General features: G+C 71.9%; 13 protein-coding genes. 10 read left to right on the forward strand and 3 right to left on the reverse strand.

Features of this window, described 5'->3' with window-relative positions:
* Nucleotide 1 precedes the first annotated feature (1 nt).
* The 6 genes from U4E84_RS05165 (at nucleotide 2) to yciH (ending at nucleotide 7,095) form a co-directional block, all read left to right on the forward strand.
* Nucleotides 2-451 carry a TIM barrel protein gene (locus U4E84_RS05165; RefSeq protein ID WP_322531031.1) on the forward strand — a complete coding sequence of 150 codons (450 nt, stop codon included), beginning with the start codon at nucleotides 2-4 and terminating at the stop codon, nucleotides 449-451.
* Nucleotides 452-540: 89 nt separating this feature from the next.
* Entirely contained in the window at nucleotides 541-1,896 is a 1,356-nt protein-coding gene (locus U4E84_RS05170; protein WP_322531032.1) for a dihydroorotase, read from the forward strand.
* 287 nt (nucleotides 1,897-2,183) lie between these two features.
* Nucleotides 2,184-3,185: a MoxR family ATPase gene (locus U4E84_RS05175; protein WP_322531033.1), complete on the forward strand. Its 1,002-nt coding sequence runs from the start codon at nucleotides 2,184-2,186 to the stop codon at nucleotides 3,183-3,185.
* Nucleotides 3,186-3,191: 6 nt separating this feature from the next.
* Nucleotides 3,192-4,292 carry a DUF58 domain-containing protein gene (locus tag U4E84_RS05180; RefSeq protein WP_322531034.1) on the forward strand — a complete coding sequence of 367 codons (1,101 nt, stop codon included), beginning with the start codon at nucleotides 3,192-3,194 and terminating at the stop codon, nucleotides 4,290-4,292.
* Nucleotides 4,289-6,640 carry a transglutaminase domain-containing protein gene (locus U4E84_RS05185; RefSeq protein WP_322531035.1) on the forward strand — a complete coding sequence of 784 codons (2,352 nt, stop codon included), beginning with the start codon at nucleotides 4,289-4,291 and terminating at the stop codon, nucleotides 6,638-6,640. The genes U4E84_RS05180 and U4E84_RS05185 overlap by 4 nt, the downstream gene beginning before the upstream one ends.
* 161 nt (nucleotides 6,641-6,801) lie before the next feature.
* Complete coding sequence (gene yciH / locus U4E84_RS05190) at nucleotides 6,802-7,095, forward strand: stress response translation initiation inhibitor YciH (RefSeq protein WP_004046732.1); 294 nt, start codon at nucleotides 6,802-6,804, stop codon at nucleotides 7,093-7,095.
* Between the two features lie 47 nt (nucleotides 7,096-7,142).
* Here yciH and U4E84_RS05195 read toward each other — a convergent pair whose 3' ends face one another.
* On the reverse strand, nucleotides 7,143-7,976 hold the full coding sequence (locus tag U4E84_RS05195) for a geranylgeranylglycerol-phosphate geranylgeranyltransferase (RefSeq protein WP_322531038.1): 834 nt from the start codon (nucleotides 7,974-7,976) through the stop codon (nucleotides 7,143-7,145).
* A 154-nt stretch (nucleotides 7,977-8,130) separates the two neighbouring features.
* On the opposite strand from U4E84_RS05195, the gene U4E84_RS05200 reads away from it, so the two are divergent.
* Nucleotides 8,131-9,174 (forward strand): hypothetical protein, encoded by a 1,044-nt coding sequence (locus U4E84_RS05200; RefSeq protein WP_345785499.1) that lies wholly within the window; start codon nucleotides 8,131-8,133, stop codon nucleotides 9,172-9,174.
* Nucleotides 9,175-9,290: 116 nt separating this feature from the next.
* Nucleotides 9,291-9,899, forward strand: a complete 609-nt coding sequence (locus tag U4E84_RS05205; protein WP_322531039.1) for a helix-turn-helix domain-containing protein — start codon at nucleotides 9,291-9,293, stop codon at nucleotides 9,897-9,899.
* A gap of 30 nt (nucleotides 9,900-9,929) precedes the next feature.
* On the opposite strand, the gene U4E84_RS05210 is transcribed toward U4E84_RS05205, so the two are convergent.
* Together U4E84_RS05210 and U4E84_RS05215 are read right to left on the reverse strand one after the other, a co-directional pair.
* Entirely contained in the window at nucleotides 9,930-11,153 is a 1,224-nt protein-coding gene (locus tag U4E84_RS05210) for a TIGR04347 family pseudo-SAM/SPASM protein (protein WP_322531040.1), read from the reverse strand.
* A complete protein-coding gene (locus U4E84_RS05215; RefSeq protein WP_322531041.1) occupies nucleotides 11,150-11,569 on the reverse strand; it encodes an Htur_1727 family rSAM-partnered candidate RiPP in 420 nt (139 codons plus the stop codon). The genes U4E84_RS05210 and U4E84_RS05215 overlap by 4 nt, the downstream gene beginning before the upstream one ends.
* A 238-nt stretch (nucleotides 11,570-11,807) precedes the next feature.
* Here U4E84_RS05215 and U4E84_RS05220 point away from each other — a divergent pair, with 238 nt between their 5' ends.
* Together U4E84_RS05220 and U4E84_RS05225 are read left to right on the forward strand one after the other, a co-directional pair.
* Nucleotides 11,808-12,560 carry a helix-turn-helix domain-containing protein gene (locus U4E84_RS05220; RefSeq protein ID WP_322531042.1) on the forward strand — a complete coding sequence of 251 codons (753 nt, stop codon included), beginning with the start codon at nucleotides 11,808-11,810 and terminating at the stop codon, nucleotides 12,558-12,560.
* Between the two features lie 86 nt (nucleotides 12,561-12,646).
* The gene (locus tag U4E84_RS05225) at nucleotides 12,647-15,061 is read left to right on the forward strand and encodes a cation-translocating P-type ATPase (RefSeq protein WP_322531043.1); all 2,415 of its coding nucleotides are present in this window, start codon (nucleotides 12,647-12,649) and stop codon (nucleotides 15,059-15,061) included.
* Nucleotides 15,062-15,646: the final 585 nt, after the last annotated feature.

Consider the following 15,646-nt stretch of genomic DNA (forward strand, 5'->3'; position numbering starts at 1 on the left):
GATGCGCTACGGACTCAATCGAGCCGGCTTCCCTCCCGACGAGTTCGAGGAAACCTGCGCTATTCTCTCTGCAACGGGCTACGACGAGATTGAACCGAATGTCGAACGCGACGGCCCCCTGACGACCGAGGAGGGACGACAGAAAGTAGCTGAGGCGGTCGAGACCCGCGACCTTCGGGTACCCGCTATCTCGACGACCAGCCACTGGGAGTACCCGCTCTCGAATGCTGACGACAAACTGCGTGAGATCAGCCGAGACATGATCGACACTGCGGAGGCGTTGGACGCCGAGGGCGTACTGATAGTTCCCGCCGTGATCGAGGACGGTACGGCGTACGATGCCGACTACGAACGCGCTGTCCGGTCAGTTCGCGAGCTTGTCGGCTACGCAGCTGACCGTGGCGTTGGCGTCGCAATCGAGAAAAACGAGAGGAACGAAGTCAATGAATAACTTTTGAGAGCGTTCTTCTGAATCTGAATCGATCAGAATGAGTGACCCGGATCACCACGGTTTAAATAGCACGCCGCCGGCGCGTACGCATGCTCATCACGGGTGCGGAGCTGGCCGACGGGCGGGTACGCGACGTCCGAATCCGAGACGGGGTCATCAAGGCGGTCGAGCCGACGAACGCGGGACTCGACCCCAAGGGGGGCGAGCGCGTCGTCGACGCCGGGGGGCGACACCTCCTGCCCGGCGCCGTCGACGTCCACGTCCACTTCCGGGAGCCGGGCGGGAGCCACAAGGAGACGTGGGCCTCCGGCTCGCGGAGCGCGGCCGCGGGCGGCGTGACGACGGTCGTCGACCAGCCGAACACCTCGCCGCCCACGGTCGACGGCGCCGCCTTCGACCAGAAGGCCGCCCTCGCCGCGGAGTCGCTCGTCGACTACGGGATCAACGGCGGGGTCACGGGCGCGTGGGACCCCGAGAGCCTCTTCGAACGACCCCTGCTCGCGCTCGGCGAGGTGTTCCTCGCCGACTCGACCGGCGAGATGGGGATCGCCGCGGACCTGTTCGAGGACGCGCTCGCCGAGGCCGCCGCTCGTGGCGTTCCCGTCACGGTCCACGCCGAGGACGAGTCGCTGTTCGACGCGTCGGCGCTCGACGGCGACCTCGGCGGGGTCGGCACCGCGGCGACCGCCGACGCGTGGTCCGCCTACCGGACCGCCAAGGCGGAGGTCGCCGCGATCGAACGCGCCCTCGCGGCCGCCGCCGAGAGCGACGCGCAGGTGCACATCGCGCACACGTCGACGCCGGAGGGGATCGACGCGGTCGTCGCGGCTCGGGGGGCCGAGACCGACGCGACCGGAGGCGCCGGGCCCACCTGCGAGGTCACCCCGCACCACCTGTTCCTCTCGCGAGAGCGCGCCGGTCGGCTCGGGACGTTCGGGCGGATGAACCCGCCGCTCCGGTCCGAGACGCGCCGCACCGCCGTCTTCGAGCGGCTCCGCGACGGCGACGTCGACGTGGTCGCCACCGACCACGCGCCGCACACCGTCGCCGAGAAGCGGCGGGGGCTCGCGGACGCGCCGAGCGGCGTCCCCGGCGTGGAGACCCTCTATCCGCTCCTCCTGGAGTCCGTGCGCAAGGGGGAGCTCGCCCTGGAGCGCGTCCGCGACGTCGTCGCCGCCAATCCGGCGTCGATCTTCGGGATCGGCGGGAAGGGGCGTGTCGCCGAGGGCGCCGACGCCGACCTCGTCCTCGTCGACCTGACGAACCCGCGCGAGATCGAGGCCGGCGCGCTCCACAGCGCGTGCGGCTGGACGCCGTTCGAGGGGCTCCAGGGCGTCTTCCCGGAGCTGACGCTCGTCCGCGGCGAGGTCGTCTACGAGCGCGACCCGATCACGGGCGCGGAGTCGTTCGGCGAGCCGGTCGGCCGGAACGTCCGACGGGAGTGACGACGAGCGGTCGACCGACCCCGCGAAACCGACGCTGCGGGCCGGCAGGACCGGCGGAACGCATATGCCGCTGCTGTCCGTAACGGTGTTATGTCGAAGACCATGGGTGGTCGTACCACGGTTCGTCCCGACGGACCGGTCGTCCGCTCGAATCGTGGAGCCACGGAGGAGTCGCCGCGGGTGTCCGACTCTGACGCGCGGAGGGCCGGGTCGCCACGGCGCGGCTCGCGGCAGTGTGACCCGCGACAGTGCGATTCACGACAGCGTGGCCCCCGGCGGGTGTCGCGATGACCGACGCCGCGGAGACGGGGGCGTCCGGGAGCGCTCGGAGCGGGACGAGCACGGACGGAGCCGAGGGCGAACCGCCGGCGATGCAGCCGGCGGACGTCGCCGCGCTCGCCGAGCGCGTCGTCGACAACGTCGAAGCGGTGATCGTCGACAAGCGGGCGGCGGTCGAGCACGTCGTGGTCGCGGTCCTCGCTCGGGGACACCTCCTCGTCGAGGACGTGCCGGGCGTCGGGAAGACGACCCTCGCGAAGGCGGTCTCGCGCTCGATCGACGGCTCGTTCAAGCGCGTCCAGTTCACGCCGGACCTCCTGCCCGCCGACGTGACCGGCGTCAACGTGTTCAACCGGCGCACCGACGAGTTCGAGTTCCAGCCGGGGCCCGTGTTCGCGAACGTCGTCCTCGGTGACGAGATCAACCGTGCACCCCCGAAGACGCAGTCCGCCCTGCTGGAGGCGATGGAGGAGGGACAGGTGACGACCGACGGCGTCACCCGATCGCTTCCGGACCCGTTCTGCGTCATCGCGACCCAGAACGACGTCGAACCCGGCCAGACGTACGACCTTCCGGTGGCCGAGCTCGACCGGTTCACGAAGAAGATTCGGATCGGCTATCCCGACACCGAGGCGGAGGCCGAGATCATCGGGCGGATGGCCGGCGATCACCCGATCGACGCGGTTGAGCCGGTCGCGAGCGTCGAGCAGGTCCGGCGCGCGCGGTCCGCGGTCGCCGACGTCGAGGCGACCGAGACGGTCCGAGAGTATATCGCGCGGTTGGCCGCGTACACGCGGCAGAACGCCCGACTCGGCGTCAGTCCGCGGGGGAGCCTCGCGCTGCTCAGGACCGCGCAGGCGCGGGCCGCGCTCGACGGTCGCCGGTACGTGATCCCCGACGACGTCCAGGCGGAAGCGCCGACCGTGCTCGCACACCGCGTTCGGACCGACTCGGGGACCGACGGCGCGGACGTCGTGACGGACGCGCTGCAGCGGACGCCCGTGGAGTGAGCGACCGTGTCGTCACCGAGGCTCACCAGGCGGGGGCGCGCGGTCGCCGCGATCTGCCTCGTCGGGACCGGGATGGCCCTGGCGGCCGGCGGGCGGTCGCTGGAGGCGGTCGTCCTCCCCGGCGTCGTCGCGCTCGCGGCCGGGTACCTCCAGCTCGCCCGGATAGACGACCCCGCGGTCGAGCGGACGCTCCCCAGCGAGGGGTTCGTCGGCGAGAGCCGGGAGGTGCGGCTCGCGTTCCGCGGGTCGGGGCCGAGCGGGACGGTGTCACCGACGTACCTCGCCGACGTGACCGACGCGCTGGACGACGGGATCGCGGGACCTGCGGACCCGATCCGCACCTCCGTCGGTGACGCTCCCGCGACGTACCGCGTGCGCTACCTGCGACGGGGTGAGCGCCGCTTCGGTCCCGTCACGGTGACCGCGGGCGACGTCTTCGGGCTCTTCGAGCGGCGGACGGTCGTCGACGAGTCCGACGCGGTCCTCGCGTACCCGCCGTGCCGGCGGGTCCCGGCGTGGTTCCGACGCGCGCTGTACGCCGACGACGCGGTGGGCGCGAGCCGTCAGCGAGAGGAGTTCGATCGGCTCCGAGAGTACGCGCGCGGGGACCGTCCCCGCGACGTGCACTGGCCGGCGACCGCGAAGCACGGGGAGGTCGTGGTCAAGGCGTTCGCCGCGGAGACCGAACGCGGACGGGTGTCGATCGCGGGCGAGGCGACCGGCGGGCCCGAGGGTGCAGACGCCCTCGCGAGCGCGACCGCCAGCCTCGCGCTCGCCCTGCTGGACGACGGCGTCCCGGTCGACGTGCGGCTTCCGTCGGGCGCCGCGTCGGCCGATCCGGGACCGCGAGGGCGCCGGACCGTCCTTGGACTGGCCGCGCGCACCGGACCGGGGTCGACGGTCGCCGAGGGGGCCGACGTGCGAGTGATCGCCGACGGGCGCGGCGCGAGGTTCCGGGTCGACGACCGGACGATCCCGTTCGAGGAGGTCGCCGGAGAGACCGAGCGGACGACGCCCGGGCCGCGATCGATCCGAGGGGCGAGCGGCGACGGAACGGCGTCCACGGGCGCCTCGCCCGCCCGTCGGAGCGAGGTTGTCGGCCGATGAGCGGGCCGGCGCGCGGCGGGCGCGACGGGCGCGACGGGCCCGGGGGATCGGACCGCGGTGGGACGTCTCTGTTCCGCGGCCGACGCGGAGCAGACGAGGCCGGAACCGCTCCCGGCGGTCTCCGCCGAGAGCGGCTCCGAGGCGCGGTCGACCCGGCGATTCTCGGCGTGGCGGTCGTCACCGGGGCGTACGTCTCGGTGTTCCTCGCGGCGACCGACGTCGTCGGGGGGACCACGCGGACCGCCGCGGCCGTCGCGGTCGCGGGGATCGCGGGGGTCGCCCTCGCGCGGTGGATCGGTGAGCGCGCCGCGCTCCGGCTGAGCGCGGTCCTCCTTCTCGCGACGCTGGCGGGGTACTACTTCGCGGTCCCGGCGAGTCGGCGCGCGCTGTTCTCCGCCCGGAGCGTCGCGCTCGACGTCCTCTCGCTCCTGACCGGGCTCTCGATCATCCGGCTCGCGGTCGCGGACGCGTGGGTGCTCGCGGTCGCGCCCGTCCCGACGTTTCTCGTGGGGTACCTCGTCGGTCGGGGGCGTCACGTCGCCGCGGCCGGCGTCGCCGGCGGGACGCTCGGCTTCCTCGTGCTGACGGGCGACGCGAGCGAGACCGTCACGCTCGTCGGCGTCCTCGGCGTCGCGCTCGCGACCGGCCTCTCGACGCTGTCGGTCCCCGGCGGGCTGCGGCGTCACGGCGACACCCTCGCCGCGGTGCTGGCGGCGATGGTGCTCGTGAGCGCGACGCTCGCTGTCCTGCCGGCGGGCGCCGCGCAGCCGTGGGGGCTCGACCGCGGCACCCCGACGCTGGAGTCGTCGCTCGACGACGACGAGGAGGTCGAGATCGTCGGTCCGACGCGGCTCTCGCCCGAGGTCCGGTACGCGATCGAGAGTCCGGTCGCGGGGAACTGGCACGCCGAGGCGTACGACACGTACACCGGCGACGGCTGGGTGCGGTCGGGCGAGCGGTCGGCGCTCGAGGGGTCGCTCGAGGGGCCGCCCGGAGAGACGACGGCCGCGAACACCACGATCACCGCCGAGACGGAGTCGACCGCGCTCCCGTCGCCGTGGCAGGCCGTCGACGTCGAGGGGACCGGCGCCGAGACGGCCCGCGTCGACGGTCACGGGACGGTTCGGCTCGGAGAGCCGCTGGAGCCGGGCGACCGGGTCACCGTCGAGAGCCGGGTGCTCGACGCGGAGCCGGCCGAGCTTCGGAACGCGAGCCGGTCGTATCCCGACGAGGTCGACCAGCGACACACGCAACTGCCGGAGAGCACGCCGGACCGAGTCGACGAGCGCACGCGGGAGGTCCTCGCCGAGGCGGACGCGGAGAACCCCTACGACCAGGCGGTCGCGATAGAGCGGTACCTGATCGAGGAGTACGACTACTCGCTGACCGTCGAGAGGCCCGAAGGCGACGTGGCCGACGCGTTCCTCTTCGAGATGGACGCCGGCTACTGCGTCTACTTCGCGACGACGATGGTCGCGATGCTGCGCTCGCAGGGCGTCCCCGCGCAGTTCGTCACCGGCTACTCGACGGGCGAGCAGGTCGGGGAGGACCGGTACGTCGTTCGCGGACAGGACGCACACGCCTGGGTGAAGGTGTACTTCCCGGAGCACGGCTGGGTGTCGTTCGACCCGACTCCCTCGGCGGAGCGCGACGCGGCCCAGAACGCGAGCCTCGCCGAGGCCCGCGAGGGGGGCGACGAGAACGTCGACGTGCCGGCGACGGAGCCCGACCCGGAGGAGCCCGCGCCGGACGTGGCTCCCGAGACCGACGACGACCCGGACCCGGAGCCGAACGAGAGCGGCGATCCGTCGGGAGCAGACGACGCGGACGGCGACGGCGGAGACGGTGGCGCGACCGACGCCGTCGACAGCGAACCGGGGCAGGGCGCGCTCACGCGTGGCGGAACGGGCGAGGGCGCAGACGCCCGGGAAGGAGCCGGGTCCGCGCCCCCGTCGCGAGAGGCGATCGCGTACTGGCTGTTCGCGGCCGTGATCGGCGTGACGGGCGCCCGTCGGCTCGGCGTCGGCAGACGGGCGCGCCGCGTCGCGTGCCTCTGGGTCCCGTGGATCCGGATCGACCCGACGACCGACGCGCGGCGCGCGTTCACGCATTTGGAGCGCCTGCTCGCCCGTCGGTTCCGGGAGCGTCGGACCGGGGAGACCCCGCGGGCGTACCTCGACGCCCTGCGCGCCCGCGGGCTAGACGAGCGAGCGGTCGCCGTCGGCGACCTCCACGAGCGGGCGACGTACGCCGGGGCGGTGACGCGGGGGGAGGCCGACGAGGCGCGTCGGACCGTCCGGCGGCTCGCACTGGAGTGGACGCCGGTCGTCGGGCGGCTGTTCAGGTGACGACGCGGCGGTCGGTTCTCCGCTCCGACGGTCCTCCCGCTGTGACAGTCGCCTCTCCGCCACAGATCCCCGCCGCTCGGCGGGACGAGCCGGCGACGGAAGCCCGCCGCGGTCGCACTCCCGACACTATTTAATACGGTCACCATGTAGGTTCGATCGTAATGTCGGAAGTCTGCTCGACGTGCGGACTGCCCCAGGAACTCTGCGTCTGCGAGGACGTCGCGAAGGAGTCCCAGCAGATCAGCATCCGCATCGACGAGCGCAGGTACGGTAAGGAGGTAACGGTCATCGAAGGATTCGACCCGAAGGACGTCGACATGAGCTCCCTCTCGTCGGATCTCAAGTCGAAGTTCGCCTGCGGCGGCACCGTCGAGGACGGCGCCATCGAGCTGCAGGGGAACCACTCGGGCCGCGTGGAGGACTTCCTCCGCGACAAGGGCTTCAACGTCGCGTGACCGTTACCTGACCGTCCGCCGTCGAGCCGTTTTTTCGCCGCGCCGCATCAAAGCAACAGCGCCGCCCGTCCGACGACGAACGCGCCAGCCGCGAGGAACGTGCCGTACTTGAACCGCCGCTGTGCGGTCGACGGGTCGTCGAAGCTCTCGTAGCAGGCGAACAGCATGGCCGCGTCGGCGATCGCGACCAAGAGGAGGTAGACGCCGCCGAAGGTGCCCGTGAGGTACGGGAGCGGACTGGCCGCGACGGCGAGGAGGAGCGCACCGGCCGCGACCCACAACGCGCGTTCCTCGCCGACCGCGACGGGGAGCGTCCGGAGCCCCTCCTCGCGGTCGCCCGCCACGTCCTCGACGTCTTTGATCACCTCGCGGGCGAACGTCGAGAGCCCGGCCAGGAGCGCGAGGACGACGACCGCGTCCGGCGCGCCGACCGCGGCGCCGCCGAAGAGGAACGTCGACCCGACGAGGTACGCGACGAGGGCGTTGCCGAGCCCCGGCGTGCCCTTGAACACCGTCGTGTACGTGACGAGCGCGACGAGGTTCACGGCCGCGATGGCGATCGCCAGCGGGGGGAGGAGGGCCGCGAACGCGACGGCGACGAGGAACCAGAGCGCGGCGACGGCGAGCGCGCCGCGGGCCGAGACCGCGCCGCGCGGGATCGGCCGGCCGGGACGGTTGATCGCGTCGATGTCGCGGTCGAAGTAGTCGTTGATCGCGTTGCCGGCGGCGACCGCGAACCCCGTGACGACCGCGGCGACGGCCGCCGGGACGACGGCGGCGTCGGCGCCGGCGACGAACGCCCCCGTCCCGGTGAGGACCGCGGCGGCGACGCAGTTTCCCGGCCGCGCCAGCTCCGCGACCCCGCGCGCTGTGTCGTGCACGTCGTCTCCGTCCACCGCGGCGCGGCACATAAACGGCCCGGGATCCGACCCGGGAGCTGCTGCCGGGTGTCGACGCGGCCACCGTCCGCTCGGAAGTATCTCGACTCGGAATCGGCCACGAACGTTTATGACGTGTGGAATAAAACGTCTGGACATGGCTAAAGGCCTGGACGTCGGTACGATGAACATCCTCTCCGGACGACAGGAAGGGGCGGAGACGGTGTTCGTACAGCAGCGCAACTCGTTCGTCGAGATCGAGTACAGCGACATGGCTGAACAGATGCTCTCTCGCAGCGAGGTCCTCCACATCCGCAAGGACGACAAGGTGTACGTCGTCGGGGACGACGCGCTCAACTTCGCGAACATCTTCAACAAGGAGACGCGCCGCCCGATGCAACACGGAATCTTATCCAGCGACGAGGCCTCCGCGATCCCGATGATCAAGCTCATCACCGAGCAGGTGGTCGGCGAGCCCTCCCGCCCGAACGAGCGGCTGTTCTACTCCAGCCCGGCCGACCCGATCGACTCCGGGCTGACGACGCTGTACCACGAGAAGACGCTGGAGTCGATGCTCGGCGACATGGGGTACGACCCCGAGCCGATCAACGAGGGGATGGCCGTCATCTACTCGGAGCTCGCGGACAACAACTTCACCGGGCTCGGGATCAGCTTCGGCGCGGGGATGACCAACGTCTGTCTCGCCTACTACGCGGTGCCCGTGATGAAGTTCTCCATCGCCCGCGGGGGCGACTGGATCGACGAGCAGACTTCGCAGGCGACCGGGACCCCGGTCGACAAGGTGACGAGCATCAAGGAGGACGACTTCGAGCTCGACTTCCGCACCGACGTTGGCGGCGTCGAGGGCGCGCTCGCGATCTACTACGAGAACCTGCTCGACTACGTCATCGAGAACATCACCCGCGAGGTCGACGAGGAGGACGTCGAGGAGGGGCTCGACGTGCCGGTCGTCGTCACCGGCGGCACCTCCAGTCCGAGCGGGTTCAAGGACCTGTTCGCGGACCACCTGGAGGACGCGAACATCCCGTTCTCGATCAGCGGCGTGCGCTCGGCCGAGGAGCCGATGTACAGCGTCGCCAGCGGCGCCCTAGTCGCGGCCCGCTCCGAGGAGGGCGAGGCGGCCGACGAGACCGCCGAAGAACCCGCGGCCGAGGAGGCCGCGCCCGAGTCCGAGGACTGACGCCGACTCGTCTCGTCGGGAGTCGACCCGCCCACGTCGACCGCCTCACTGATATCGGTTTCCCGGTCCGTGAGGAGGCGCCGAACGCCTAAGCGGCCGGACGACGGATCTCGACCATGGTCGAAGCCGCCGGGGACGACACCCCTTACCTCCGCGTGGACCTAGAGGTCGGTCCGAGCGACGGGTGGGACTGTCCGATCGTCTCGCAGGCGGACAGCGCCGCGGCGGTCGCCGTCAACGCGGTCGGCGACGAGTGCACGGTCGAGGTCCGGCCGAGCGACGAGCCCGGGCTCCGCCGGGAGCGCGGCGAGGTGACCGACGACTGCCTCTGTCGCGTGTTTCAACGTCTCGACTGCGTCCCGCACGTCCGCCGCGTCGAGGAGGGGACGGTGCTGGTCACCGCCTACGTCGACGGGCGAGACGCCGTCCGCGGGCTCGTCTCCGAGCTCCGGGCGGTCCTCGACCGCGTACGGCTGGTCCGGCTCGTCGTCGTCGACGGCCCCGAATCGACGGATCGAACGGCCGTGGATCTCTCGGCGCTCACGCCGAAACAGCGCGAGGGCCTCGAGCTCGCCGTGGCCCGCGGTTACTTCGACGCCGACGGCGACGCCTCACTCGGCGACCTCGCGGCCGAACTCGACATCAGCAAGTCGGCGCTCTCACAGCGGCTCCGGGCCGCGCAGGCGACGCTCGTCACGGACGCCTTCGAGCGGGTCGAGGAGTGACCGGTCGGGCGCCGGCCGGCGATCGGCGGCTCAGTCCGCGGCGGACTCGCCGTCGATTCGCCGCAACGCCTCCGCGCCGCCGCGCTCGTCCTCCGTGAGGTAGCACATCGGGTCGGGCGCGAACGGGTCCCCGTGCGCCGAGAGGGCGCGGAGCCGCGACCCACCCCGGCAGACCTCCCGGTACGCGCAGTCGGCGCACCGGCCGGTGAGCCGCTCCTCGCGGTCGCGGAGCCCCGCGAGCAGCGGGTTCGACTCGTCCGACCAGATGGCGCCGAACGCCCGGTCGCGGACGTTCCCCGGCGAGTACCCCTGCCAGAACTGCGTGAGGTGGACGTTGCCGACGGGGTCGACGTCGGCGACGCGCTCGCCGGTCGGATCCCCGCCGTTGCGCTCGAGGTACCGGCGGATCAGCCGGGCGCGGTCGGTCCCGATCTCGCGGTCCGCGTACTCGACGAGGTAGCCGGCGTCGGCGTAGTTGCCGACGAGCAGCGTCTCGATCTCCTCGCCCGCCGCGTGGTACTCGCGGGTGAGGTCACAGAGGTCGGTGACGGCCCGGCGGGTCGCCTCGGGACTCAGGTCGACGTCGGCGATGTCGGCGCCGCGTCCGCCGTAATCGAGGTGGTAAAAACAGAAGCGGTCGACGCCGACGTCGACGAGGAGGTCGACGACGCCAGCGAGGTCCGCCACGTTGTGCTCGGTGATCGTGTACCGGAGGCCCGTCTTGAGTCCGACGTCGAGACACGCCTCGATGCCGCGGACGGCGGCGTCGAACGCCCCCTCCTCCCCGCGGATCCGGTCGTTGCGCTCGGGGAGCCCGTCGACGGAGACGCCCGCGTACTTGAGTCCGGCCGCCTTCAGCTCTTGGGCGCGCTCGCGCGTGAGGAGGGTCCCGTTCGTCGAGAGCACGGGTCGGACCCCGGCGTCGGCGGCGTACGCGACCAGCTCTGTCAGGTCCTCGCGGACGAGAGGTTCCCCGCCCGAGAAGAGGAGCACCGGCACGCCGAACGCCGCGAGGTCGTCGACGAGCGCCTTCCCCTCGGCCGTCGACAGCTCGTTCGGCGCGCCGTCCCGGTCGGCCGCTGCGTAGCAGTGCTCGCAGTAGAGGTTACACCGCTTCGTGGTGTTCCAGACGACGACCGGGCGCCGCTGCTTGTCGTCGGTTATCTGCGGCTCCGAGGAGCCGTCGGCCGCGTCGTACCGGAGCCCGTCGCTCTCGGCGTCGAGGTCACAGAGGAGCTTGCTGACGGATATCATCGTCGGCCCTCCGCGTCGTCCCCGGCCGAACCGGACGCGGACGACCCGGATTCGTCGCCGCCGCCGACCGGCGCGCCGCCGCAGGAGACCGTCGGGGTACCCTCCGTCTCCTCGTACACGCGCGGTTCGGCGCCGTCGGGCGAGTGAGATTCGTCGCCGGAAGACGAGTCCTCCCCCGTCAGCGACTCGGCGGAGTAGCGGTGGGTCTCCTCGGCCGGACACACCCAGACGTCGCGCGCGTACCAGGCGAAGAGCTTGCTCGCTTCCTCGTGGGCGACGTCCGGCGTCGGCGCAGCGACGGTGCCGACGTGGCGGAGCGGGTCGGCCTCCTCCTCGCGGACGAACACCTCGAAGCGGCGACCGTCCGCCGAGCGCGGGCCTCTCGATTCGGCGGTTCGGTCCGTCTTCTCGACCATACGCCGAGTAGGAACGACCCACCGAACCCGTTTTCGCGCGTTCTCACGGGAGCGAAAGCCCCCCGAACACGTTCGGGCAGCGGCGTGATAAGGCGCATAGCGGTATAGCAAACGTCGAATCGCGGTCGAACTCGCGAGCGCGAGGCGCACAGATCCGAGCGCGACAGTGGGGTTCGGCTGCGAGAGGCTCGGTGACCTCGGCAAACCCGTTATGTTCGGCGGTCTCCTAGCGGGAACCATGCGCGAACTCGTCTTCGCCTTAGAGTACGAGCCGGGGCGCAACCGGGTGGCGGACGCGCTCGCCGCCCATCCCGGCGCGCGGGTGCGGTCGCTGTCGCTGCACGCCACCGACGACCACCTCTGGCGCGTCGACCACGCCACCGGCACTCCGGCGGCGCTCGCGGCCGTCGAGGTCGCGTTCACCGACGGCGACTACTACGCCGACTGCCTCGCGACCGAGGACTGCGGCGCGACCCAGACCACCCGCGTGCTCGATCGCACCGACGACACCCTGGTGTTGTACACCGACTGGGAGCCCACGCCGGTGTGCGCGTCCGTCCCGCACCTCGCCCACGAGCACCTCGGCGACGGCGTCCTCTTCGAGACCCGTCACGAGGGCCGACACTACACCTGGCGGCTCATCCACTCCGGCGAGGGCGACGTGGGCGCGTTCTTCGACGCCCTCCGGGACGCCGTCGGCGACGTCGCCCAGACGGAGCTGCTGCGGACGGCGAACGCGTCGGGTGCGCCCGGCGAGTCGACCACCGATGACGGCGTCGGGCTCTCCGCCGAGCAAGAGGCCGCGCTCACGGCCGCAGTCGAGCACGGCTACTACGAGTCGCCGCGGGCGGTCGACGCAGGAGAGCTCGCGGCCCACCTCGACGTCCCGCGCTCGACGCTCACGTACCGCCTCCGGCGGGCCGAAGAGCGGCTGGCGGAGGCGTACGTCTCCCGTGACCGATCGGCCGACGCGTCCCCCGCGGTCTACTGATCGGCCGGGCCCCGTGGCCGGAGAACGGGACGAAGTTGGAATCTTCCAACCAAGGCTTATCGAGACGAGGCACGTCCCTCCACGTAATGACAGACGAGTCGGAGGGGGGCGAGGGGTGCGACGGCGGCGACCCGGTCGGCGACGACACGGACGGCGCGGGGCGGACGCTGACGGCCAGCCTCGCGGTCCCCGAAATGGACTGCCCGTCCTGTGCCGGGAAGGTCGACGGCGCCCTCGGGCGCGTCGACGGCGTGACCGAGGTCGCGCTCAACCCGACCGCGGGGACGGCGACCGTCACCTACGACCCCGAGCTCACCGACGAGGCGGACGTGGCGGCGGCGATAGCGAGCGCCGGCTACGAGGTCACGAGCGGGCGGTCGCGCGGAGATGATGCCGCCGAGGGCGACGGGGACGCCGCCTCCGGAGCCGGTGGGGTCGCCGTCGCGCCCCCCGCCGAGGTCTGGACGACGGCGCGGGCGAAGAAGACGTGGCTGGGCGCGGCGCTCGTCGTCGCCGGGCTCCTGTTCGAGTTCGTCCTGACGGCGCGAAATCCCGCGGTGGCGAGCGTGCTCGGCGTCCCGCTCACGCTCGCCGACGTCCTCTTCCTCGGCGCCGTCGCGGCCAGCGGGATCCCCGTCGTCCGCGGCGGCTACTACTCGGCGAGGAACCGGAGCCTCGACATCGACCTGCTGATGGGGACGGCGATCGTCGCCGCGACGGCGATCGGATACTTCGTCGAGGCCGCCACGCTCGCCGTCCTCTTCAGCGTCGCCGAGCTGCTGGAGGACTACGCGATGGACCGGGCGCGGGACTCCCTGCGCGAGCTGATGGAGCTGTCCCCCGAGGAGGCCACCGTCAAGCGCGACGGCGAAGAGGCGACGGTCCCGACGGACGACGTCGCCGTCGGCGAGACCGTGGTCGTCCGCCCGGGCGAGAAGGTTCCGCTCGACGGGACGGTGATCGGGGGCGAGAGCGCCGTGGACGAGTCGCCGATCACCGGCGAGAGCGTTCCCGTCGACAAGACCGTCGGCGACGAGGCGTTCGCGGGCGCGATAAACGAGGAGGGGTACCTCGAGATCGAGGTGACCTCGACCGCGGGCGACTCCACGCTCGCGCGGATCATCGAGCTGGTGCAGGGCGCGCAGGCGGAGAAGACGGAGACGGAGCGGTTCGTCGACCGCTTCGCGGGGTACTACACTCCGGTGGTGGTCGTGTTAGCGATACTGACCGCCGCGGTGCCGCCGCTCGTCATCGCGGAGCCGGTGACGGTCGACCTCGCCGGCTACCCGTTCGTCTTCGCCGCGGACTGGGGGACGTGGTTCGTCCGCGGGCTCACGCTGCTCGTGATCGCGTGCCCCTGCGCGTTCGTCATCTCGACGCCCGTCTCGGTCGTCTCCGGGATCACGAGCGCGGCGAAGAACGGCGTCCTGATCAAGGGCGGCAACCACCTGGAGGCGATGGGCGAGGTCGACGCCGTCGCGCTCGACAAGACCGGGACGCTCACGAGAGGCGAACTCGCCGTCACCGACCTCCTCCCGCTCGGCGACGCCGACGAGGCGACGCTGCTCCGCCGGGCAGCGACGCTGGAGCGGCGAAGCGAACACCCGATCGCCGCGGCGATCCTCGACCGCGCCGAGCGCGACGGCGTCGGGGATCTCGCGGAGCCGACCGACTTCGAGAGCCTGACCGGGAGGGGAATCCGGGCGGAGATCGACGGTGAGACGTACTACGCCGGGAAGCCGGCGCTGTTCGAGCAGCTCGGGTTCGACCTCTCGCGGGCCCGCGTCGAGTCCGACGGCGGGGTCGTGACCGAGGGCGACACCGGAGCGGGGGAGTCCGACGGCGGCGCGTTCACCGACGGGGCGCTCGCCGCGCTGGAGCGCGAGGGGAAGACGGTCGTGCTGGTCGGGACGGCGACGGAGCTGACGGGGGCCGTCGCGGTCGCCGACGAGGTGCGGCCCGACTCGCGGCGGGCCGTCGAGCGCCTCCGGGAGCTCGGCGTCGAGCGCGTCGTGATGCTGACGGGCGACAACGAGGGAACCGCGCGGGCGATCGCCGAGCGCGTCGGCGTCGACGAGTACCGCGCCGACCTGCTCCCCGAAGAGAAGGTCGAAGCGGTCCGGTCCCTGCAGGCCGCCTACGGAGAGGTGGCGATGGTCGGCGACGGGATCAACGACGCGCCCGCGCTGGCGGCCGCCGAGGTCGGCGTCGCGATGGGCGCCGCGGGGACGGACACCGCCTTGGAGACCGCCGACATCGCGCTGATGGGCGACGACGTGGGGAAGCTCCCGTACCTGTACGCGCTCTCGCACACGGCCAACGGCGTCATCCGGCAGAACGTCTGGGCGAGCCTCGGCGTGAAGTTCCTGCTCGCGCTCGGGGTGCCGCTGGGGCTCGTGAGCGTCGCGCTCGCCGTCGTCGTCGGCGACATGGGCATGAGCCTCGGCGTGACCGCGAACGCGATGCGGCTCTCCGGAATCGAGCCCGAGGACTACGAGTAGGCGGTCGCGCCGAGGCCGCCGTCGCTCCGCTCGACGACCGATCGCAACACTTCGATTCAACATGAACAATTATTATGTATGCGCGTCTCGGGGGAGACGTGCCACCCGTAGTACACGAGTGACGCAGGCTCGGAATCGGAGGCCGCGGTCGGTCCCGAGGGTCCGAGTACGCGCGCGACGAGCACCGAGAGGGAGACGACGGCGACGGTCGACCCGACCCCCTCGAGTTCGAGGGCGGACGACGAGAGTGCCGATCCGGACGGCGACGCGGACCCGGACCGCGACACGGACCCGGACGCCGGCCCCCGCGGGGGTCCCGACGGCGACCTGCCCACAGCGGCGGAGGCGGTCGCGCGAAGCGCGGCGACGTTCGACGCGACCAGTATCGACCGGATCCCCAACGGAACGGACCGTTGGAACGCCTACGCCGGGTCGTGTCACGGCGGAGACTGACCCGCCGACCCGACCGCTTTTAGTCGCCGAGAGCACTACGAACGGACGGCCGATGACGACGCACCGCTCCGAGCTGCCTCGGCACCAGCGATGACGAGCCCTATGAGTGCCGAGGCCAACTTTCTATCCACA

The sequence above is a fragment of the Halorubrum sp. AD140 genome (assembly GCF_034497445.1).
In the GTDB taxonomy this organism is placed as follows: Archaea; Halobacteriota; Halobacteria; order Halobacteriales; family Haloferacaceae; genus Halorubrum.